General features: G+C 47.4%; 18 protein-coding genes. 17 read left to right on the forward strand and 1 reads right to left on the reverse strand.

Annotated features, from left to right (window positions below; translation table 11 throughout):
- Nucleotides 1-18: 18 nt before the first annotated feature.
- From tmk to MKX63_RS15295, 6 genes are all read left to right on the forward strand, one after another.
- On the forward strand, nucleotides 19-684 hold the full coding sequence (tmk, locus tag MKX63_RS15270) for a dTMP kinase (RefSeq protein ID WP_341018066.1): 666 nt from the start codon (nucleotides 19-21) through the stop codon (nucleotides 682-684).
- A complete protein-coding gene (locus MKX63_RS15275) occupies nucleotides 671-1,210 on the forward strand; it encodes an orotate phosphoribosyltransferase (RefSeq protein WP_341018069.1) in 540 nt (179 codons plus the stop codon). Before tmk ends, MKX63_RS15275 begins: the two co-directional genes overlap by 14 nt.
- A 348-nt stretch (nucleotides 1,211-1,558) precedes the next feature.
- Nucleotides 1,559-1,735 (forward strand): hypothetical protein, encoded by a 177-nt coding sequence (locus tag MKX63_RS15280; protein WP_341018071.1) that lies wholly within the window; start codon nucleotides 1,559-1,561, stop codon nucleotides 1,733-1,735.
- Nucleotides 1,736-2,776, forward strand: coding sequence for a TrpB-like pyridoxal phosphate-dependent enzyme (locus MKX63_RS15285; protein ID WP_341018072.1), 1,041 nt, complete (start codon nucleotides 1,736-1,738; stop codon nucleotides 2,774-2,776).
- Nucleotides 2,773-3,741 carry a pyridoxal phosphate-dependent aminotransferase gene (locus MKX63_RS15290; protein WP_341018074.1) on the forward strand — a complete coding sequence of 323 codons (969 nt, stop codon included), beginning with the start codon at nucleotides 2,773-2,775 and terminating at the stop codon, nucleotides 3,739-3,741. Before MKX63_RS15285 ends, MKX63_RS15290 begins: the two co-directional genes overlap by 4 nt.
- Nucleotides 3,738-4,961 carry an MDR family MFS transporter gene (locus MKX63_RS15295; protein WP_341018075.1) on the forward strand — a complete coding sequence of 408 codons (1,224 nt, stop codon included), beginning with the start codon at nucleotides 3,738-3,740 and terminating at the stop codon, nucleotides 4,959-4,961. Before MKX63_RS15290 ends, MKX63_RS15295 begins: the two co-directional genes overlap by 4 nt.
- Nucleotides 4,962-5,194: 233 nt before the next feature.
- On the opposite strand, the gene MKX63_RS15300 is transcribed toward MKX63_RS15295, so the two are convergent.
- The gene (locus MKX63_RS15300) at nucleotides 5,195-5,914 is read right to left on the reverse strand and encodes a Crp/Fnr family transcriptional regulator (protein WP_405115098.1); all 720 of its coding nucleotides are present in this window, start codon (nucleotides 5,912-5,914) and stop codon (nucleotides 5,195-5,197) included.
- Nucleotides 5,915-6,339: 425 nt separating this feature from the next.
- Here MKX63_RS15300 and MKX63_RS15305 point away from each other — a divergent pair, with 425 nt between their 5' ends.
- The 11 genes from MKX63_RS15305 (at nucleotide 6,340) to MKX63_RS15355 (ending at nucleotide 22,765) form a co-directional block, all read left to right on the forward strand.
- Nucleotides 6,340-7,170 (forward strand): alpha/beta hydrolase, encoded by an 831-nt coding sequence (locus MKX63_RS15305; protein WP_341018076.1) that lies wholly within the window; start codon nucleotides 6,340-6,342, stop codon nucleotides 7,168-7,170.
- Nucleotides 7,160-7,684: a GNAT family N-acetyltransferase gene (locus MKX63_RS15310; RefSeq protein ID WP_341018077.1), complete on the forward strand. Its 525-nt coding sequence runs from the start codon at nucleotides 7,160-7,162 to the stop codon at nucleotides 7,682-7,684. Before MKX63_RS15305 ends, MKX63_RS15310 begins: the two co-directional genes overlap by 11 nt.
- A gap of 476 nt (nucleotides 7,685-8,160) precedes the next feature.
- Nucleotides 8,161-10,782, forward strand: a complete 2,622-nt coding sequence (gene adhE / locus MKX63_RS15315) for a bifunctional acetaldehyde-CoA/alcohol dehydrogenase (protein WP_341018078.1) — start codon at nucleotides 8,161-8,163, stop codon at nucleotides 10,780-10,782.
- Nucleotides 10,783-11,043: 261 nt separating this feature from the next.
- Entirely contained in the window at nucleotides 11,044-13,305 is a 2,262-nt protein-coding gene (pflB, locus tag MKX63_RS15320; RefSeq protein WP_341018079.1) for a formate C-acetyltransferase, read from the forward strand.
- 121 nt (nucleotides 13,306-13,426) lie between these two features.
- On the forward strand, nucleotides 13,427-14,164 hold the full coding sequence (gene pflA / locus MKX63_RS15325; protein WP_341018080.1) for a pyruvate formate-lyase-activating protein: 738 nt from the start codon (nucleotides 13,427-13,429) through the stop codon (nucleotides 14,162-14,164).
- 201 nt (nucleotides 14,165-14,365) lie between these two features.
- Nucleotides 14,366-15,772: an extracellular solute-binding protein gene (locus tag MKX63_RS15330; protein WP_341018082.1), complete on the forward strand. Its 1,407-nt coding sequence runs from the start codon at nucleotides 14,366-14,368 to the stop codon at nucleotides 15,770-15,772.
- A gap of 76 nt (nucleotides 15,773-15,848) precedes the next feature.
- Nucleotides 15,849-16,733: a carbohydrate ABC transporter permease gene (locus MKX63_RS15335; protein ID WP_341018083.1), complete on the forward strand. Its 885-nt coding sequence runs from the start codon at nucleotides 15,849-15,851 to the stop codon at nucleotides 16,731-16,733.
- Complete coding sequence (locus MKX63_RS15340; protein ID WP_341018085.1) at nucleotides 16,733-17,563, forward strand: carbohydrate ABC transporter permease; 831 nt, start codon at nucleotides 16,733-16,735, stop codon at nucleotides 17,561-17,563. Before MKX63_RS15335 ends, MKX63_RS15340 begins: the two co-directional genes overlap by 1 nt.
- A gap of 27 nt (nucleotides 17,564-17,590) precedes the next feature.
- Nucleotides 17,591-19,444: a cache domain-containing sensor histidine kinase gene (locus tag MKX63_RS15345; protein ID WP_341018087.1), complete on the forward strand. Its 1,854-nt coding sequence runs from the start codon at nucleotides 17,591-17,593 to the stop codon at nucleotides 19,442-19,444.
- Complete coding sequence (locus MKX63_RS15350) at nucleotides 19,422-20,216, forward strand: response regulator transcription factor (protein ID WP_341018089.1); 795 nt, start codon at nucleotides 19,422-19,424, stop codon at nucleotides 20,214-20,216. Before MKX63_RS15345 ends, MKX63_RS15350 begins: the two co-directional genes overlap by 23 nt.
- 245 nt (nucleotides 20,217-20,461) lie before the next feature.
- Complete coding sequence (locus MKX63_RS15355; RefSeq protein ID WP_341018091.1) at nucleotides 20,462-22,765, forward strand: copper amine oxidase N-terminal domain-containing protein; 2,304 nt, start codon at nucleotides 20,462-20,464, stop codon at nucleotides 22,763-22,765.
- Nucleotides 22,766-22,824: the final 59 nt, after the last annotated feature.

Consider the following 22,824-nt stretch of genomic DNA (forward strand, 5'->3'; position numbering starts at 1 on the left):
GTTAGAGGAGGTCAATCTATGTTTCCCGCGCTTAATCCGATTTCCAACGATGAATATCAGGGCAGACTATTCGTATTTGATGGTGTTGACGGTGCAGGAAAGACCACAATGATCGAAATGCTTGCAGAAAAGCTCCGCAAAGAAGGCAAGCAGGTGCTATTGACTATGCAGCCAACGCCGGAAATGCGCCAGCTCCATATTTTCAGAACGTATATTTATGAACCTGAAAAACGTCATCTTGTAGATTATAACGCCTTGCAGATGTATATGTTCGCAGATCGAAAGCAGCACTATAGAGAAATTATTGAGCCTGCCTTGCAAGAGGGGATTTACGTAATCAGTGATCGTTATATTTATACAATGCTAGCAACAATGATTGCTCGCGGACATTCCCCGGAGTCGTGGCTTATTGAGCTACTTCCATCTATTCGCCAGCCGCATGTGGCATTTCTTATGGATGTCGATCTGGAAACGAGTGTTGAAAGAATACAACAACGCAAAAGCTTTGAAGACTCCTTTGTCGAACGGGAACATCTGTTGAAGAGTCTGACCAGCTACCGGACTGTGGGTGAACATTTTGGAATGCATATCATTTCATCAGCGAACTTAGGAATTGACGCTGCATTTGCCGAAATCGGAGCTATTGTGGATAACTTAGAGGCGGTCGATCATGGAGCGTCTTAAAAAACTCGTTTCTCAATCTATCGTTTATGAACCCATATCCCGTCGTTCCGGAGGTAGATGTGACGTCTACGTGGATTCTGCGCATTTACTATACCATCCAGAGGTTTTAACTCTTGCAGCCGAGAAGATGCTTAGTATTGCGTATGAACGGAGAGCCACGCATATTGGAGGCGAAGCAACTTCTGCCTTGCCTCTTATCGGTGCAATTATGACTTTAAGTGTTTTAAGAGGACAACAATTGCATGGCTTCATGATCCGCAAGAAGCTTAAATCTTACGGAAAATCCAGCCTGATTGAGGGCGATTTGCCTTCAGGCAGCCGTGTGTTGCTGATTGACGATGTGACAGGAAGAGGTTCAGCGGCTGTAAGATGTTGCAAAATTTTGCGTGAATTAGCGGTTACGATAGTAGGGTATTCATCTATTGTTGATCGTCAAGAACAAGCGGAATTTATTTTGCATGAGCAGTTCGGAGTAGACTTACTTCCGCTTATTTTAATAGATGAATGTCAGAGGGTGCAACTATGACGGATCAGGCAGTGGGAATTATAGGTGGTAGCGGACTTTATCAACTGCTAGAGCAGAATATGTCTTTTAAGGCAACAACATCATATGGGAAACCCTCCTCAGACATACAGTGGTATTAGCTCGGGAACGCGGAATGTGCTATATGTCCCTCGGAGTCGTTACAGATATGGCTTGTGTACTGAACAGCCAGGTACATCCTGAACTGCCGTCTACCCATGAAGAGGTTGTTACAAGCTTTGCAACCTCCATAGAGAGAATGATGACAGTTTTGGAAGCTGTGCTGGAAATAACGGAACCCGAACAACACAAGTGCGCTTGTGCTACTTCTTTAAAAGGAGCTCATGGCTAATGGTTAATCAATGGCTTAATGTACGTAGTATGCTTACAGAGGAGCAGCTGCATCAGATCTATAAATATGAAGAGATGGAAGAATACCTGAAATATCACCCAGCCCAGGTTGTTGAGCATGGTGTATCTAAAGAGCGATGGATCGACATTCCACAGCCGATTCTTCAAAGCTATTAAATGGTTGGCCGCCAAACGCCATTGCATCGAGCATATCGCTTGGAACAAGCTTTTGAGACAACCAACAGAATCTATATCAAACGTGAAGATACACTGAGTAATGGAAGTTTCAAAATCACCTCAGCTCTACCACAGGCTTATTATGGTTCAACGGAGGGGAAAGTGTCTGTAATTACCGAAACAGGTGCGGGTCAGACAGGTGTAGCAGCAGCACTTGCTGCAAAGTTAACTGGTTTGAATTGCAAAGTCTATATGGTTCGCAGTTCTTATGAATTAAAGAAGTTGAGAAGGCTGATGATGGAAACATATGGTGCTGAAGTAGTCGCTTCTCCAAGTAGTTTAACTGGAGCAGGAAGAGCATTTATAGCAAAAGGAGAAAATAATGGATCGATTGCTTTTGCAACATCTGAGGTATTGGAGGAAATAGCACTTTCAAAAGGTAGTATGAACATTGCAGGCTCATTATTTGATTTTGTGCTTACATATAACACTGTTATTGGTTTGGAAGTGATTGAACAACTCTCCACTAACCATATTGAACCGGATATTGTGATCGGTTGTGTGGGCGGTGGCAGTTCATTCGGAGGATTTGCTCTGCCTATTGTCGATTATTATGGAGATCGGTTGGAACGGGTAATATGTACGGAATCCTCAGCCATACCAACGCTCACCAGGGGGGTATACGACTATGATTATGCAGATGGAGAAGGCGGAGGCAGTAAGTTGCTTATGTATTCCCTAGGTTACGATTTTAATCCGCCCTCGATGCATGCTTCTGGTTTACGGTATCATGCTGCTGCGCCGATCGTATCCCACTTTGTCAATCAAGGCATCATTGAAGCTCAGGCCTTTGATGAGGCGGAGGCCATGGCCTCCGCAGTGGAGTTTGCAAGAATTGAAGGGATTATTGCTTCTCCAGAAAGCTCCTATACCATATATGGCATTAAGAAAATTTGCAGTCAGTATGAGAATAAAAACATAGTCGCCTTGCTTACAGGAAACGGCCAGTTGGATCTCGAATCCTACGGCGGCTTTTTATGATCCGGATGCATCTTAATGAGAACCCGTTAGTTGATCAGAGTTATTGCCGTTATCCTGATCCGGGGTATGAACAGCTACGAAGCTTGCTTCGTTTGCAGTTTGGTCTACGCGATACGGAGGTCCTGATCGGTAACGGGTCGACGGAAATTATCTCAACTATTTTTCTATGGGCTCATTTGAATCACAAGAAAATATTGTTTCCATGGCCATCTTATATATTATACCAAGAGTTAGAGAGGGTTTACAACGCCGATGTAATCAGAATCCCAGTTGGCCTAGGAGAATGGGATGTAGATCAAATCGCTGAAGTGGTGCCGGAGAATTCGCTATTAATTTTGTGTAATCCCAATAATCCCACGGGCAGATATGTGACTAGGAAAGATATACTAAGGCTTCTCTCCAGTCTGCCGGACTCAACTACGATTCTATTGGATGAGGCCTATATTGAATATATAGATGTACGTGAAATAGGAGATGATTGTTTTACAATAGATGAGTTACTATATTCGAATTGTATTATCGTACGGACATTTTCTAAATTTTATGCTCTTGCAGGTTTACGGATTGGATATGCCCTGCTTCATCCTGAATTATTCAGAACTTTACGCCCTTATCTGCAATTATGGAATGTGAATATTCCGGCTATTGAAAGGGCGGTAGTTTGTCTCCAAGATAAGAATCGTTATATGGAAGGCAGGCAGCAGACTATACAATTGCGGGAGATCCTTCAAACAGCTCTTGAACAAGCAGGATTTTTCGTATTACCTTCACAGACCAACTTTTTATGTTGTTCACATCCACAGATAGATTTGTGGACAGCAAACTGGAAAAAAGAAGGTTATTATGTTAATCAATTAATTCCATATGCTGATTCTGAACTGAGATCCTATGTCAGGTTATCGGTAGAAGACACCAAGGTTATGAAGAGGTTTATAGAGCTTATTAAACAAGAGCGGAGGATATGATGAGAAGAATCTTCAAAATACTCTCATACTATGAGGTAGCAATATGGATACGTTTTTTCGGCTCGGCTATTACATCAATTACAAATTTTATGCTTCGTCCGTTTCTCATCTTATATCTATATGACCGTTTGGAAGGAACAGTTATAGTACCGTTATTGATTGTAGGTCTCCAGCCGCTAGCCAGTATTGCAGTAAGTTTAATAGGCGGAGGAATTTCAGATCGTTTTGGGCGTAAGCCAGTGATGGTAGCTTCATTACTGGTTCAGGCTATGACGATGACCGGATTTATATTTGCGGATTCAGTTTGGGCATTTGCAATTCTCAGCTTTTTGAACGGATTTGGTGTGCCACTCTTTGTTCCTGCAGCAAATGCACAAATTGCCGATATTGTACCGCCGGATAAAAGGGCCGAGGTATTTGCCTTGCTGCATACTGCATTTAACGTAGGTCCAGCCATTGGACCTTTACTTGGATTGGCGGTATTTGCTTGGAATCAGGCTGTTGTATTTGCAATTGCATCTGCTGCATTTGGTCTATATACTTTAATTGTATGGTGGAAAATCCCCGAGACTTTACCGCAAAGGGAAGTAATAAATATTAAACAAAAGGTTCCAAGATTGTCTTGGATAGACAATAAAAAACTTTATCTTTTTACACTTTTCGCCGTTCCCGTCGGTTTACTTTATTCGCAGGTTGAAACGACGCTTCCTCTTCACCTTAAAGATAACTTTGTAAATCATACGTCAATTCTAGCAGTGCTGTTCACCGTAAATGCTGTTCTGGTAATGAGCTCCAATATCTGGATTGCTAAGAAATCAGAGAATAAGTCCTCTAAAAATATGATAACTATAAGCTATATTTTGTTTGCACTGGTCAGCTTTGGATATGGTTATTCACCAAGCTTTCTTACACTCATTATTGTTGAAATCATCTTCTCCTTATCTGAAATGATTGGAATTAATCACTTGCAGAAATATGTATCTTTAATGGCTCCTTTAGATAAACGCGGACGATATTTCTCCATATTCGGAATGTATATGCAGATTCCCCGTTTGATTGGTCCCACTATTTGCGGTTTTGTTTTAGCTAAATTTGGTGGGGGAGTTATGTTCCTCCTTCTAAGCGCTTTACTCCTGCTAGGAGGTTTAATGCAGTATATACATATGGGTAAGTCTAATCAACAGGGAAATCAAGCGAGCAATATGATAAACGTTTCGTAATCCGCAGAATTCCTCTTTTGAATTATCTGTTTTATCAGGACAGATAATTCAAAAGAGGTTTTTTATGTTTTGTATTCCTAAATGAAATATCCGTCTGAAGGAATCCTATCAATGTAGATCAGTTCATCCTGGAATGAAAAAAAGACGCCGGACAGGCGCCTTGACCACTCTATTAAATTTATTGGGTCAGATATGTTTCAATGAGGTGAATAGAGGGTATTATTGATAGGAAATTAAATTCGGCAAATTTCATTGGGACATAATTCGCAGTGGCAGATTTCCTGCAGCATCGCCAGATCCTTGATGACAATCATGCCGTTCTCATACTCTACCGCATCTTTTTTACGCAGATCACTTAGCATCCGGTTAACGCTCTCGCGGGTAGCGCCGATCATGTTGGACAGATCTGTATGCGTGATTTTTTTGTTGATGAGAATGCTGTCGCCCGTCTTCTCACCATAGGTGTTGCCAAGACGGATCAGTGTGGAGCAGAGTGCGCCCGGTTTGCCGTACATCATCAGATCGCGGAATTTCGTCTGGGTGAGACGGTGATGAATCCCCATCCACTTCATGAAGTCGATGGCGAAGTCACAGTGCTGGCAGATCAGAATCTCCAGATCCTTCTGCTCGATCACGCCAACTTCACTCTCTTCAATGACTTCGGCTGTGAAGCTGTGCTTCGTGCTGAAGAACGGGTCAGCCTGACCGACCATGTCGCCGGCCTGATACATATACAGAATCAGTTCTTTGCCTTCGTCTGTAGATTTGGTTAATTTCACACGTCCACGCTTGATATAAAACAGTTTATCCGAAAAATCGCCTTCCCAGAACAGGTGTGATCCTTCAGGGACTACGCGTTCCTTCATGGTGACCAGCAGGCGGTTAAAGTTCTGCTCGGAGAAACAGTTTGTATTGCCGCGGGCTTCGATAACATTATAATGTTCCTTTATCATAATCGACATCCCCTTTATTCCCTCAGTTTTTCAGTAAATTTTAAATTAATTATACCTTGAAATTCCTCTTTATGGGTAAAAATTTTCCCTTAAAAGTGTCGAATTTTTAACATTGTGATAATTTTCACTTCATTTGTGTGAGATTGCTTACGTTTTTGCCCTGAAAAGAGTTCCTGTTCCTGTGTTATAGGATATTATAGCAGCTCCCCCTCTGTTCTGGATAATTCTCGAGAGGGAGCTGCTTTTTTGGTTTCCCGCAGGGTAATGATGTCCGTACAAATGCCTGAAGTTCAATCCATCAGCCTTGCAGCGGATCTGGTGATATCCGGATTGCATGAATTGTAAGAGCTTGATAGAATGGCCCTTGAGGAACTTTTTCCTCTATTATCTATTCTATTTATAGAAGGAAAGCTTGAGGGATGATAATGGAAACGTTGTTGCTATGGCCTAAAGGGGTGCCAGGAGCGCTGGGAACCAGCGAAGAGGATCAGCCTGCGATTACACCTTATTTAGTGGAAGGCAAGGGGAATGCTGCTGTGCTGGTCTGTCCGGGAGGCGGGTACGCCATGCGAGCCGACCATGAAGGCGGTCCTGTTGCGGAGTGGCTGAATACGCTGGGCATCTCCGCCTTCGTACTGCGCTACCGTGTAGCGCCTTATCAATACCCGAGTGCGCTCCAGGATGCGCAACGGGCGCTGCGTACGATCCGCTTCCGCGCGGACGAATTCGGCATTGACCCGGACCGTCTCGGCATTATGGGCTTCTCGGCAGGTGGACATCTCGCTTCTACCGCCGGGGTATCTTATGATCTGGGCAATCCTGATCACCCGGAGCCATTGGAGCGGCTATCCAGCCGTCCTGACCGCCTGATTCTATGCTACCCGGTCATCTCGATGACCGAAGGGGTTACACATCAGGGCTCGAAGGAGAATCTGCTGGGAGCTGTTCCCGGTGCAGAGTTGTCGCTTAAGCTCAGCAGCGAGTTCCAGGTAACCCCGGACACGCCGCCAACGTTCCTCTGGCATACCTCGGATGATGATTATGTCCCGGTAGAGAACAGCCTGTTGTTTGCTGCAGGGCTTAGCCGTCATAAGGTTCCATTCGATCTGCATATCTATGCACACGGCGTACACGGTCTGGGCCTAGCCCCTGAAGAGCCGCACACTAAGACTTGGACGGATGCCTGTGGCTCATGGCTGCAATTGCAAGGGTATACCCGAGCCCCAGGAAAAGCGGGTACATATTATGGAGCTTAGATTTCTACAAGTGACTACAGCGGAAGAAACCGCTGAGGTTGCCCGATTGGCTGCAGAAATATGGCAAGAATATTATGTCTCCATTATTACCATCGAGCAGATTGATTACATGATTGAAAAGTTCCAATCGGCTCCCGCGATAACGGATCAAATCCATCATCAGGGCTACGAATATTACTTGATCCATAATGGCGATGGCTCTATTGCCGGATATATGTCGGCCAGAGAAGAAGATGGCAAGCTCTTTTTGAGTAAGTTCTATATCGGCAAGGAGTACAGGGGGCGCAGCTATGCCAGTCAAGCGTTGGCCTTCCTGGAGAAGCTGTGTGAGGACCGTAATCTGACTCATATCTGGCTGACAGTCAATCGTGACAACGAATCCAGTATTGTGGTATATAAGAAAAAAGGCTTCCGTATCCTACGGGAGCAAATGGCGGATATCGGCAATGGATTCGTCATGGATGATTTTATTATGGAGAAAGAAATTCCGGTTTTTAGAGGGATTTACAGCTAATATAAGCCGTCCGGCGCAATATGCTCAGGATGAAACACTATAAAACCAGTCTAACGCGGGAAGTTTGTGTGGGCTGGTTTTTATTTAGCAGAAAAAATCCATACAAATGGACATAAAGAGATTTATATTTATATTCACCCTGTCAGAGTTATTCTATAGAAGAGTGCCGGATGAGCCGAAGTGACGGCTTGGCATTCATGAGCAGAATTACTGAAACCCACCCGGCTTCATAAGGTTGAGATGGGTCATCAACGCTACAACTGGCCGTATTGCGTTCGCAGATTAGACAAATATTAATTAAATAATACATATAATATGGAAAAGATACCGGTAAATGATCGAATGAAAGCGCTTTGAAAACAACTCAAAAAAAACTTTAAACTTTGTGAAAGATTTCACTATACAAGGTGAAAAGGATGTGCTAAGATAAATGTATAGAAAGAAACAACCTAAAAATTGACAGGAGGACGAGGGAGATGGCAGTTAAAAACGAAGTCGCCGCCCAAGTGAAACAAACCACCGCTGAAGAGTATATTCAGGTTTTGGTGGATAAAGCAAAGAAAGCCCACGAAGCGTTCATGGGCCTGGACCAAGAGCAGACAAACACAATCGTTCATGCAATGGCGCTGGCCGGACTCGACAAGCATATGTACCTGGCAAAACTGGCAGTTGAAGAAACAGGACGCGGAGTATACGAAGACAAAATCACGAAGAACATCTTCTCCACTGAATATATCTGGCACGGAATTAAGTACGACAAGACTGTAGGCGTTATTGAGGATAACGCTTATGACAGCTTCCAGAAGATTGCTGAACCAGTCGGAATCATTATGGGTATCACACCGGTAACCAACCCAACATCCACCACGATGTTTAAAGCTTTGATTTCCGCTAAGACACGTAACCCTATTATATTCGGTTTCCACCCGTCAGCGCAAGAGTGCAGTGCGGCAGCAGCCAAAATTCTGCATGATGCAGGCGTAGCAGCCGGCGCACCTGAGAACTTCATCCAATGGATTGAGCTTCCTACGATGGACAAAACAAACGCATTGATGAACAATCCGGACGTTGCACTGATTCTGGCAACCGGCGGATCGGCAATGGTCAAGGCAGCTTACAGCTGCGGCAAGCCGGCACTCGGCGTAGGTCCTGGTAACGTGCCTGCCTTCATTGAGAAGAGTGCTGACATTGATCAGGCTGTAACAGACCTTATCCTGTCGAAGACTTTTGATAATGGTATGATCTGTGCTTCCGAGCAGGCAGTCATCATTGAAGAAGCCATCTTCGATCAAGTGAAGAAGAAAATGATTGCGAACGGCTGTTACTTCGTTAACAAAGAAGAAGCTGCCAAGCTGACCAGCGGCGCAATGAACGTAGAGAAATGTGCGGTTAACCCGGCTATCGTTGGCCAATCGGCTGTGAAGATCGCTGAAATGTGCGGCATTCAGGTTCCGGCCGGAACGAAGATCCTGGTAGCTGAGCTTGAAGGCGTAGGTACTAAATATCCATTGTCTGCTGAGAAGCTGAGCCCGGTTCTGGCTTGCTACAAAGTGAAGAATGCTGACCAGGGTATCGAACGCGCAGCTCAAATCGTTGAATTTGGCGGCATGGGCCACAGCTCAGCTATCCATTCCAATAATGAAGAAGTCATCATGAAGTTCTCCAACCGTCTGCAGACCGGACGTATTCTCGTCAACTCGCCATCTACACATGGCGCAATCGGCGATATTTACAACACCAATATCCCTTCATTGACACTTGGCTGCGGATCTTACGGACGCAACTCGGTATCGCAGAACGTGACTGCCATCAATCTGATCAACGTGAAAAGGGTGAACCGTCGTACCGTGAATATGCAATGGTTTAAAGTACCTGACAAGATTTACTTCGAGAAGGGGTCCACTCAGTACCTGGCCAAAATGCCTGATATTACACGCGTAGCTATTATCACTGACCCTGTGATGGTGAAGCTGGGATATGTAGAAAGAGTTGAGCACTATCTGCGTCAACGCCAGACTCCTGTAGCAATCGAAGTGTTCTCGGAAGTTGAACCTGATCCGTCGACTACTACAGTGGAAAAAGGTACAGCTATGATGAACAGATTCCAGCCGGACTGCATCATCGCACTCGGGGGCGGTTCCCCAATGGATGCTGCCAAGGGCATGTGGCTGTTCTACGAACATCCGGATGCAGACTTCAATGGTCTGAAGCAGAAGTTCATGGATATCCGCAAACGGGTATACAAATTCCCTAAGCTTGGCAACAAAGCGAAATTCGTTGCGATTCCTACAACTTCCGGTACAGGTTCCGAAGTAACCTCGTTCGCAGTTATCACAGATAAAACAACGGGGAATAATACTAAGTATCCGCTGGCTGACTATGAGCTGACTCCAGACGTAGCTATTATCGATCCTGAGTTTGTATACAGCTTGCCTAAAACCGCTGTTGCCGATACAGGTATGGACGTATTGACACATGCTATTGAAGCTTATGTATCAGTAATGGCCAGTGACTATTCCGATGGTCTGGCAATCAAAGCCATTCAACTGGTATTCCAGTGGCTGGAGAAATCCGCACTGCAAGGCGACAAGCTGGCCCGTGAGAAAATGCACAACGCATCGACACTTGCCGGTATGGCTTTTGCCAATGCATTCCTGGGGATTAACCACAGCTTGGCGCACAAATGGGGCGGACAGTATCACACCGCACATGGCCGCACCAATGCAATCCTGATGCCGCATGTTATCCGTTACAATGCCAAGAAGCCTACGAAGTTCGCTTCGTTCCCTAAATATTCTCACTTTGTAGCTGACGAACGCTATGCTGAGATTGCCCGTATTCTGGGATTGCCTGCACGCACTACCGAAGAAGGCGTAACAAGCCTGATCAATGCAATCCGCGATATGAACAAAAAACTCGGTATCGAAGAATCCTTCTCGGCGCTTGGCTTCGATCCTAAGGACTTCGAATCCCGTGTAGACTATCTGGCTGACCGTGCATTTGAAGACCAATGTACAACTGCCAACCCTAAAATGCCGCTGGTATCCGAGCTTGCTGATGTATACCGCAACGCATTCTACGGAAAATTCGATAACTAAGTAACGATTGCCTGACAAAGAATAAGGTTAAAGGTTAATATGGGACTGGATGGAAGTGACAAATATCACCGAAAGAGTGATATTTGTCACAGTCCTTTTTCAGAAAATAAACTAAAATGTTTATATAAACAACGGTCCCGGTTATGAAGATGCGATTGTGAATTTTATAACAACCATAGCTCATGGGATCACGAGACACGGGATCAACCTTCAAGCCCGCGATCTCTACAAATATACTAAATATAAATGGAGGGATTTAGCATGTCGGTAATTGAAAAAGAAGTACAAGAGGTTAAGTCTGGCTGGAGAAATTTCACAAAAGGTACATGGTCCAAGAAAGTTGACGTTAATAACTTTATTGCCAAGAACATCAAGCCTTATGAAGGAAATGAAGATTTCCTCGTAGGTCCTACCAGCAATACTACTGAACTGTGGAAGATTATCTCCCAGCTGAGTAAGGAAGAAAGAGAAAGAGGCGGCGTATGGGACGTTTCCCTCGATACTGTCTCCACTATCACATCCCATGCTCCTGGTTACATTGACAAGGACAAGGAACAGATTGTCGGCGTTCAGACTGATGCGCCTTTCAGACGTTCCATCCAACCGTTCGGCGGTATCAAAATGATGATCGATGCTACTAAGGCTTACGGCTTCGAGCTTCCGCAGAATATCGTTGACATGTTCACGAACATCCGCAAAACGCATAACCAAGGCGTATTTGATGCATATACACCAGATATGAGAGCTGTGCGTAAATCCGGCGTAATCACAGGCCTTCCTGATGCTTATGGCCGCGGACGTATCATCGGCGACTACCGCCGTATTGCTCTGTATGGTATTGATTTCCTGATCAAAGATAAGAAGCAGCAACTGGCTGAGCTTGAAGTAGACTCCATGACAGAAGATGTTATCCGTCTGCGTGAAGAGCTGTCCGAGCAAATGCGTGCTCTGGGCGAACTGAAACAAATGGCTGCAGCTCACGGTATGGATATCTCCAAACCGGCTGTCAACTTCAAAGAAGCTACACAATGGGTATACTTCGGTTATCTGGCAGCTGTTAAAGAACAGAATGGTGCGGCAATGTCACTGGGACGTGTATCTTCCTTCCTTGATATCTACGTTCAACGCGACGTTGAAGAAGGTACTCTGACTGAAGAGCAAGCTCAAGAAATCGTTGACCATTTCGTAATGAAGCTGCGTATTGTGAAATTCCTGCGTACGCCTGACTATAACGACCTGTTCTCCGGTGACCCGACTTGGGTTACAGAATCCATCGGTGGTATGGCTGAAGACGGTACGACCCGCGTAACTAAGAACAGCTTCCGCTTCCTGCATACCCTGTACAATCTGGGACCGGCTCCAGAACCAAACCTGACTGTACTGTGGTCCGAGAAGCTTCCTGAAGGCTTCAAGAAATATTGTGCCAAGGTATCCATTGAGACCAGCGCTATCCAATATGAGAACGATGATGTAATGCGTCCATACTGGGGTGAAGATTATGCGATTGCCTGCTGCGTATCCCCAATGCGTATCGGTAAGCAAATGCAGTTCTTCGGTGCCCGTGCCAACCTGGCTAAGGCTCTGCTGTATGCGATCAATGGCGGTAAAGATGAGAAATCCGGCGTTCAGGTAGGCCCTGAATATCCTGCGATCACCTCTGAATACCTGGATTATGATGAAGTAATGAAACGTTTCAAACCAATGATGGAATGGCTGGCTAAGACTTATGTCAACACGCTGAACATCATTCACTATATGCATGACAAATATTCCTACGAACGTATCGAAATGGCGCTGCATGACCGCGACATTCTGCGTACAATGGCTTGCGGTATCGCCGGACTGTCCGTTGCTGCTGACTCCCTGAGCGCGATCAAATACGCTAAGGTTAAGCCAATCCGTAACGAAGAAGGCATCGCAATCGACTTTGAAACTGAGGGTGAATTCCCTTGCTACGGTAACAACGACGACGCTGTTGACAGCATCGCAGTTGAACTGGTTGAAACCTTCATGTCGATGATCCGCAAAAACAAAACATATCGTGACGCTGTACCTACTCAATCGGTACTGACTATCACTTCGAACGTTGTATATGGTAAAAAGACCGGTACTACTCCTGACGGACGTAAAAAAGGCGAACCATTCGCTCCTGGTGCTAACCCAATGCACGGACGCGACAAGAAGGGCGCCCTGGCATCCCTGAACTCTGTTGCCAAACTTCCTTACTCCGATGCACAGGATGGTATCTCGAATACCTTCTCCATCGTTCCTAAGGCACTGGGTAAAGACGAAGATTCCCGTAAGTCCAACCTGGTCTTCATGATGGACGGATATTTCCACAATAACGCTCAGCACTTGAACGTTAACGTATTTAACCGTGAGCAGCTGCTCGACGCTATGGATCATCCAGAGAACTATCCACAGTTGACCATTCGCGTATCCGGCTATGCTGTTAACTTCATCAAGCTGACCCGTGAACAACAGATGGATGTTATCAACCGTACATTCCACGATTCCATGTAAGATACGTTCATGTTCTGCAAGAACTGAAATGAACTAAAGAGCTGCCGCCCTTGCAAGAGGGCGGTACACTCTTGTCTGAAAGTGGTTAAAATTTTAAGTTTTTTTGAAAGGATGACATCTCATGCTTAAAGGACATATCCACTCTTTAGAAACCTTTGGAACGGTGGATGGCCCGGGTATCCGCTTCGTGCTTTTTATGCAGGGCTGCCTGCTCAAGTGTCAGTATTGCCACAACCCGGATACATGGGAATTGAATGAAGGCAAGGAAATGACCGTCGAGCAAGTGCTGGCGGAAATTGAGCCTTACCTGAATTATTATAAAACGTCCGGCGGCGGTCTGACCGTATCCGGCGGTGAACCAACTCTCCAGGCGCATTTTGTGAAGCAGCTGTTCACCGAGGTGAAGAAACGCTGGAATCTGCATACCACGCTTGATACTAACGGCTATAATGATGGTTCGAAAATCAGCGATCTGCTGGATGTTACCGACCTGGTACTCTTAGATCTGAAGCATATTGATGACGAAGCGCACATCAAGCTAACCGGCAAATCCAACGACCGTACCTTGAAGCTGGCCCGCTGGTTATCTGATAATAACCGTAAAATGTGGATTCGCCATGTCTATGTTCCCGGCATTCATAATAATGAAGAGGATTTACAGAATCTCGGACGGTTCATCGGCACCTTAAAGGGTGTGGAGAAGTTCGAAATCCTGCCTTATCACGTAATGGGGATCTACAAATGGAAAGAACTTGGCCGTCCCTATGAGCTTGAAGGGGTGGAGTCACCTTCCGATGAAGAAGTGCAGCGTGCGTACCGGCTGATTGAAGAAGGTCGTAAAGAGTCTGCATTGGTCTAATTAAATATAGTAATTATCAAAAGCGGAGCTTCTATTCTGAGGAGTTTCGCTTTTTTTTGTGTGTCAGGAAACCTAACTGATTTCGCTTTCATTAGAGGATTTTATCCCTATTGAAGATAAATCTTAACCTTACGATTACAAATGTGATTTTCTATAATTAGAGTTGTAAGGGAAATCATTAAATAGGGAGGGTCACCCGTAATGAGAAAAAGTCTAACACTGCTGTTGTCCCTGATGTTCGTCACCTCGGCGCTGCTGACTGGCTGCGGAGGTAACAAGAATAATGCTGCCAACAATAAAGGTGAGCCGGCGGCGACGGAAGAGGCTGCTGCTACCAATGCTGCCGCAACGGAAGAGCCTGCAAGTGCGGAGCCCTTTGAGATGACGATCCGTCATACTCAGGTTGGGGCAGACAAACAGAAACGATTGGCTATTCTGGAGGATGTGGTGGGCAAGGTGCAGGCGGATGTGCCCGGACTGACCTTCAAGCTTGATGGAGTAGATTCGGATGTGAACCGTAAGGAGAAGCTGCGCGGTGAAATGGCGGCCGGTAACCCTCCGGAGATCTTCGACCTGTTCGGCAGCCCGGATTCCAAGATCTATGCCAAAGAAGGCAAACTGCTGGACCTGACCCCGATCCTTGATGAATTAGGCATCAAAGACAAGTTCTCCAATCTGGACCCGTTCACCTATGAAGGTAAAATCTACGGCCTGCCGATCGGCGGCTCCGGTGAAGGCTTCTTCTATAATAAAGAATACTATACAAGCAAGGGCTGGAAGGCTCCAACGACCTTCGCCGAACTGGAGCAGCAGCTGGCCGATATTAAAGCGGATGGTAAAGTGCCAATGGCTGGTGCTTCCAAAGCAGGCTGGGTACCGCTGATGCTGGCCAATCATCTCTGGTCCCGTTATGCCGGACCGGATGTGACTGCGAAGTTCGCTACGGGTGAAGCGAAGTGGAATGATCCTAACGTAGTTAAGGGCTTGGCAAAATACAAAGAATGGGTCGATAAGGGCTACTTCAAGAAGGGCGAGCTGGGCTTCGAATATGCCGAATACACTACCCAGTTCACCAGCGGGGAAGCGATCCTGATGTATGACGGAACCTGGAAGTCTTCCGTGTTCAAAGCCGGCCAATCCGGCGAAGGTCTAATCGGCAAGGTCGGCTTCTTCAATATTCCGGCGGTTGAAGTCGGAGTGGGGGATCAGACAGCGCTAATGCGGGATGTGAACAACGGTTATGGCTTCTCCGCTTCGGCGGGTGAAGATGAGCGGCAGCTTGCAGCAGTGAAATCCTTCATTAAGAATATGTTTAATGAAGAGATGCAGCTGCGCGGTCTGGTAGAGGACGGAGTTCTGCCTGCCATGAAGATTGATCAGGCAGTGCTGAACAAGAATATTACGGATGACCTAATGAGTGAGATTGTCGCAGTATTGAACAGCTCCAAGTCGTCCTTCCCGGCCTTTGACTCACTGGTGCAGGCAGATGTTACCACCGAGATCAGTAACATCCAGATCCAGAGCCTGATCGGCGGGCAGACGACTCCTGAGAAGATGGGCGAAGCGCTTCAGAAGATTCAGGAAGAGGCTAATGCGGCCGTGGAATAAGAAGCGGTGAACTATATGTGCCCTGGTGCTTGCTCCAGGGTGCATTTTTCAAAAGAAAAGCAATATGGAGGTAGCTATGAATAAGGCACTGAGAAATCCTCTGGTGTTCATTCTGTTCGTTATTCCGGCACTGGTGCTATTCATTATGTTCTTCATCTATCCGATCTTCAGCTCGATTTACTATAGCTTCACCAGCTGGAACGGTGTGTCCGAGACGGTCAAATATGCCGGAGTGGACAACTTCAAGAAAGCTCTGGGAGATGAACGCTTCTGGATCTCTGTGAAAAATAACGGCTGGTTCATTCTCTTCTCCGTAGGCATACAGGTGCCGCTGATTGTGTTCTTCTCCTTACTGATTGCCAATGTGAAGAAGCTGAAGGGGCTGTATAAGACAGCGGTATTCATGCCATCCATTATGTCTACTGCAGTAATCGGCATTCTCTGGGGCTTCATTTACGAGCCGAACATTGGATTGTTCAACAAAGTACTAAGTCTGGTTGGCATTGAGCCGGTCTACTGGCTGTCGGACGAACGGTTCGCGATGCTGTCGATTCTGATTACGAATGCCTGGCAGTGGACCGGCTTCTACATTGTAATGGTGCTGGCGGCGATCCTCTCTATTCCCGGTGAGCTTGAGGAAGCAGCAGCCATCGATGGCGCTACGGGGTTCCAGCGGGCTACACGCATCACCCTGCCGCTGATCGTACCAATCATCTCGGTGGTGATTATGCTATCGATTGCCGGAGCGATGAAGGCTGCCGATATCGTTATCGTAATGACCAAGGGCGGACCGGCAGGTTCAACCGAGGTAATGGCCACCTATATGATTAAGTATGCGATTACCAACTTCAAATACGGGTACGGCAATACCATCGCCGTTCTGATCTTCTTGTTCACGCTCGTTGTAACCGCCCTCTACCAGCTGGTGTTTGCCCGCCGTACGGAAAGGATTGAATACTGATGCCGCGCCCGCTGAAAAAAAGTCTGCCGCACATTGCCCTGCTGGGGTATCTGGTAATTGTGCTGTTCCCGTTCCTCTTCGTCCTTTTCTCTTCGGTGAAGAAGGATAATAATGCGATTGCCCTCAACCCGTTCGGCATTCCGAAGAGCTTCGAATGGTCCAATTATGTAGAAGCGTGGGTCAATGCCAAGATCAGTACTTATTTTTTCAATAGCTTATATATCTCGGTTCTGGCCTCAGTAGTGTCTATTCTGCTGGGGTCCATGTTCGCCTTCGCGGTCACGCGGATGCGCCAGGGGAAGTGGAATGCCATTCTTTTCTCGCTGGTCCTGATCGGGATGCTGATTCCGAACAATGCGCTGATGCTGCCCATCTACACGATTGTCCGCAAGCTGCATATTCTCAATACCCACTGGGCGCTCATTATTCCGTACATTGCCAATGCAATCCCGTTCACGATCATTATTCTGGCGGCTTTCATGCGTTCGCTGCCCAGTGAAATCGAAGAAGCGGCGGTCATGGACGGCTTGAAGGCCCCGGGTATATTTGCTAGAATTATTGTACCTTTGACAGTTCCGGCGATGGTTACGGTATTCATTGTTAATTTCCTGGGAAATTGGAATGAGTTCCTGCTGGCCAACTATTTTCTGTCTAATGACGAGCTGCGTACGCTCCCCGTAGGGATGGTCCAGTTCCGCGATCAGTACCAGATGAATTACGCACAGATGTCGGCGGGAATTGTCTACAGTGTGGTTCCGGTTATAGTGATTTATGCGGTCCTGCAGGAGAAGATTATTGAAGGCGTCACCGCAGGCAGTGTAAAAGGATAATATCAATCATGTCAGGAGCAACAGCCGATGAATCTGCGCTACAAATTGTTTACGGCATTCTTAGGCCTGATTATCATTCCGCTGTTCATTCTTGGCATGATTATGTTCTTCGTGACTTATAATTCCATTGAGAAGAAATATAGCCAGCAGTCCGAATATTCGCTCAAAGCGATCAGCTACAGCATTTCTAATGTGTTCAAGGATATGGACAATGTGACTGACAACGGAATTGCCACCTCGGTCTTTCATATGGCGCTTAGTGCAGATGATCCCTCCAAACAGGATTTGACCGATGCCGAGCAGCTTAGCCTGAATGCCAGCCAGCGTAATTTCCGCAGCCTGCTCTATAATCATCCGTCGATCAGCTATGCCTTCCTGTATAATTTCAACGGAAAAGGGAGCTCGGAGATCGTCTCGGTCTTCAACAAGGAGAATTTCCGCACCCTGCCCTATGACAAGTTCAAAGGCAGCGAGCTGTACCAGGAGGTAATGAAGCTGAACGGGGTTCCGAAATGGCTGGCCCCGCATGAGTACCCTGAGCTAACCGGAACGGAGGCTGTATTTACGCAAATCCGGCTGGTTAAGGAGCTTAGCTTCTTTCAGAATATCGGCATTCTGGTGGTGCAGATCAAGAATTGGGAGTTCGAGTCGATATTCCGCAATCTTAAGATCGGGGGTACCGACCAGAAGGTGTCCTTCATGCTGGTTAACGATGATGGAATGATTCTGCTGGACCCGGACAGGCAGCTGGACGGGCAGGATTTCCGCAGCTTCACCACGAAGGATATTACGTTTAAGCCAGGCTTTCAGAGCTTCAAGACACTGTTCGGCGGCGAGAAAAGCATTCTGTCGGTCTACCATCTCAAGGACTATCCCTGGAGTCTGGTCTCTGTCACTTCCTGGGATACTCTGTCTCATGAGGTGACGGTGTTCGCCCGCTGGTTCGTCATAGTGATGTTCCTGTGCCTCCTGGGCGCTGTCATCTTCAATCTGTTCTTCATGAACCGGATTACTGGCGGGATTGCTGTCATTGTACGCTTCATGCGCAGGGTAGAGGACGGAGATCTTACTACCCGTGTTGAGGAGAAGGGCAACGATGAGATGACGCTGCTGGCCAGAGGCTTCAATGATCTTATGGACAAAATCAACTCGCTGTTCAGCCGGGTTCACGTTGAGCAGCAGCGCAAGAATCAAGCGGAAATGCGTGTGCTGCAGGCCCAGATCAAGCCGCATTTTTTGTTCAATACTCTGGAATCGATCAATGTGCTGGCTGTGCAAAATGAAGGGCGCAAGGTAAGTGAGATGGTCTACCGGCTGGCAAGTATTCTGCGGATCAGCATTCAGGACAGGGATGAGATTACGCTGGAGGAAGAGGTTAAGCATCTGCGCAATTATCTCGATATCCAGAAATTCCGGTTCGAGGACCTGTTCGATTATGAGCTTGAGATTCCGGCAGAGCTGCTGGGCTGCGGGATTCTGAAGCTTACGCTCCAGCCGCTGGTGGAGAACAGCATTCAGCATGGTTTTGAGGGGATCGGGTATAAGGGTCTGGTGAGTGTTAAGGTGTGGGAGACCCAAGGCAATCTGGTGCTGCGGATACAGGATAACGGAATCGGGATGACCCCGTCCCAGCTGTCGATGTTTCAATACATGGTGAATGACGCGGCAGAGCAGCAGACGGAAGCTAGGCCGGAGCAGGGCATTCATCAGGAGCGGCGGGGGCTGGGTGTACGAAGTGTTGCGGACCGGATACGAATTGAATACGGCGACAGATATGGGATTTTCATATGTGCTAGTCCTGGGGAAGGAACGATCATCCAGTGCGTCATTCCGAAATACGGGCAGGGGGAAGGCCATTATGCTAAAAGTATTATTGGTTGACGATGAAGCGCCCATTCTGAGCAATCTCAACACTGTGCTGCCCTGGCAGGACATGGGGATGGAGGTTGCGGGGCTGGCACGAAGCGGGATGGAGGCGCTGCGCTTGGCAGAGGAAACGCCACCTGATCTGGTGCTCTGCGATATCCGTATGCCGGTGATGGATGGGTTGACATTCATCGGCAAGCTGCGGGAGATGGGGCTTATGAGCGAGGTACTGCTGCTCAGCGGTTACCAGGAATTCGATTATGCGCGTGAAGCGATCCGGCTCGGGGTGAAGGAGTATATCTGCAAGCCGATTCATTACGGGGAGCTTGGCGACAAGGTACGGGAAATCGGCTCGCGGATACGCAGCAGGCAGTATAAGGACAAATTGTACAACAGCATCCCGTTGTTTCAGGAAGTGCCTGCGGCTGATGAGCCTGTCAAAAAAACACCGGAGCAGCTGATGAATCAAGCCGCACAGTTCATTACGGAGCGCCTGCACACAGATCTCGGTATTGATGAGGTGGCGAATACGATTGGCATTAGCAGCAGTTATTTTTGCCTGCTGTTCAAGAACCGCTTCGCGGTGACCTTCGTGGAGTATGTCACCCAGCAGCGGATTGAAGCTGCCAAGTTCATGCTCGCCAGCAGCGACAAGAGCATCACGGCCATCAGCTCGGGCGTCGGCTATCAGGAGCGGCGTTATTTCACCAAGGTGTTCCAGAAGCAGACAGGAATGACCCCGAAGGAATACCGCAGCAGGTTCGGGGCGACCGATGCCCGTACCTAGCGGGTTGCCAGCCATAACGATTGCCCGGGTACAGGGGTGGTCGTTATTTTTTGTTTTCTTTTTACACAGAATGAAACTTTTCGCTATAACATGCGTCTAATACTATGTTTTGTAAAATGAACGTGGCAAAACATTCTTCCGTTCTCTAAGAGGGCGGTTGCAATTTTGCGGGGAATATAAGGTGGAAAGAATGCAATGAAGAGACTGCCTTATACACTACAAATGGGAGCAGAAGGAGTCGTATAATGAATTTGAAAAGAACGTTCTTGGTGGCAGTATTGGTGGTATCGCAATCCGTAGCAGCGGTTCCAGCCTTCGCAGCACCAGTCAGCACTCAGACAACAATAACAGGGACTGTTGCCGCAGCGGGAAATACCGGCGCAACGCAGCTTCAGACCGAGTCGACTAATCCGCTGGCTACGGAGACGCCTGCCGGATCAGTGACACCAACATCAACACCTGTGCCTGAAGCAACACCGGCCCAGGGGATTCCGGCAGCCACAGCAACGCCAAGTCCGGCTGCAACGGCCCTTCCTGGTGAGACTGCAGCGCCTGCAGACGGTACCGTAACAACAGCGCCTGTAGATGGTGTTGTACCAACCGAAGATCCGGCGATGACTCCATTCATGCAGCCTACACCAACTCCAGGCATAGCTGCGCCCGCGGATGGGGCAGGCAAGCTGATCCTGATGATGAACAGCAACAAGATGTTCAGAAATGGCACGCCTTACACCGCCAATCAGCCGATGGCAGTCAAGAATGGTGTCTCCTATGTATCGATCCGCGCAATGGTGGAAATGGTAGGCGTTGCCTTCACGTATGATGCCAAAACCAAAGAGGTCATTGTGACCAAGGGCACCAGCATTATGCGCTTCAAGACCGACAGCAAAATATACACAGTCGATGGTACCAAGGTTACCATGAAGGGTCCTGCTTACCAGTTCAAAGGCACCTTTATGATACCGTTAACCTCGATAACCTCTGCACTCAAAATTCCTTACACCGTTGACAATGTTCAGAAGCGGGTTATTCTTACACTGAATACGAAGCCAACTGCTTCCTTCACGGTTCAGCCCAAGGAAATCTATGCCGGGGAAACGATCGTGACTTATGTGACCTCCAGCTCTTCCCCGAACGGTACGCCGATTGTGGAAGAACGTTGGAGTGACAACAAGCGGGATATGTATGATCAGCCGGGCTTCTATACGGTTATGTATTCGGTACGGGATGCCAACAACATGTGGAGTGATCCTTATCCGGTGACCATTCAGGTGCTGCAGCCTAATCAGCCGCCAGTGGCCCAGTTCACCACAGATAAAGACGAATACAAAATGGGTGAGCCGGTAATCCTGACCGATACCAGCTATGATCCTGAGAATGAAGAGCTGACCGTTACCTGGAACAATCGGTCGCTGGCTTACTTTACTTCCGGGCCTGTACCTATCCAGCTGACAGTAACTGATAAGCATGGTCTTAGCAGTACTGCTGAGAAGATCATCAATATTACCAGCGAGCAATTGTATACGCAGGATGAAGTAACGAAGCTGTTCACCATTCCGGGGGATATCATCAGCATGGACGGCGGGAAGATTCCGTCGCTTCCGAATCTGCCGTATAACCTGTCCTCAGAGGGCTACACTCTGATCCGCAGCAACAGTCCAGAGACTGTGAATACGGAAGGTGTTCTGTACCGTGAAAGCTCTGTGGGCAATACACGCTTCCTTGTGCACCATATGAACAATATGGCTACCAGACAGAAGCTCTATGTGATTGCTACGAACAACAACCTGTATCCGGCAACCATTACTACCCAGTATCTGGGGATTGCCGGTCCGGTGACATCACCGGAATATACGGGCAAAGTATCGATGGAGAAATACTTCAAATCCATGGTTACCGGCTCGACCGAAGCTCCGGTTACCCTGCAGCCGGGACAGAGCATGATTATCATGACAGATCTGAACAAAATTGCCATGAAGCCTAAAGACGTAATGTCGCTGAGTGCGGATCTGTTCAGTGACCTGCCGGTTCAGTATAACGTAGTCATGGTGGAGCAGACCAAGGACCCGCTTGCTGAGCTTCCTTATCTTCCTTTTCTTGACAGCGATGGTGTGCATACCCGGGGAACCTTCCCTGATTCTACGCGGATCATGAACGTGACCGATCTGGTGGGGACCACGCAAAGTAAGCTGCTTCTGGGCGACAATAAACTGGACAAAAACCTGGACGGGATTGATCCAATGAAGGGGACGTATGTTTCCAATGCGGGTAACTTCGGGGTGCTTTACAAAATCGTATTGGATCGTGTTGCAGCAAACACGCTGATCACCTTCAACCCGCGCGGGGGGCCTTATCTGGGACCGCTGATTGTAAACGGCACAATGGTGAACCTGCCCAATAAGGGCACTTTAGGCCTATCATCAGACACGAATGCTGTTGTCTACCGTACCGGAGAGTATGAAGGGCGTGTGGAGATTGTGTTCTCCGTCGCTTCCGGCAGCAACCTGCCCGTTAACTTTGTCTTCACCCCGCTTCCGGCGAAAAAATAATTTATTGTGAAAAATACAAACGGCAGCGCTCCTTAGGGGGCGGCTGCCGTTTTGTATTC

Origin of the sequence: Paenibacillus sp. FSL R7-0179 (assembly GCF_038002265.1) — a bacterium.
In the GTDB taxonomy this organism is placed as follows: domain Bacteria; phylum Bacillota; class Bacilli; order Paenibacillales; family Paenibacillaceae; genus Paenibacillus_AQ.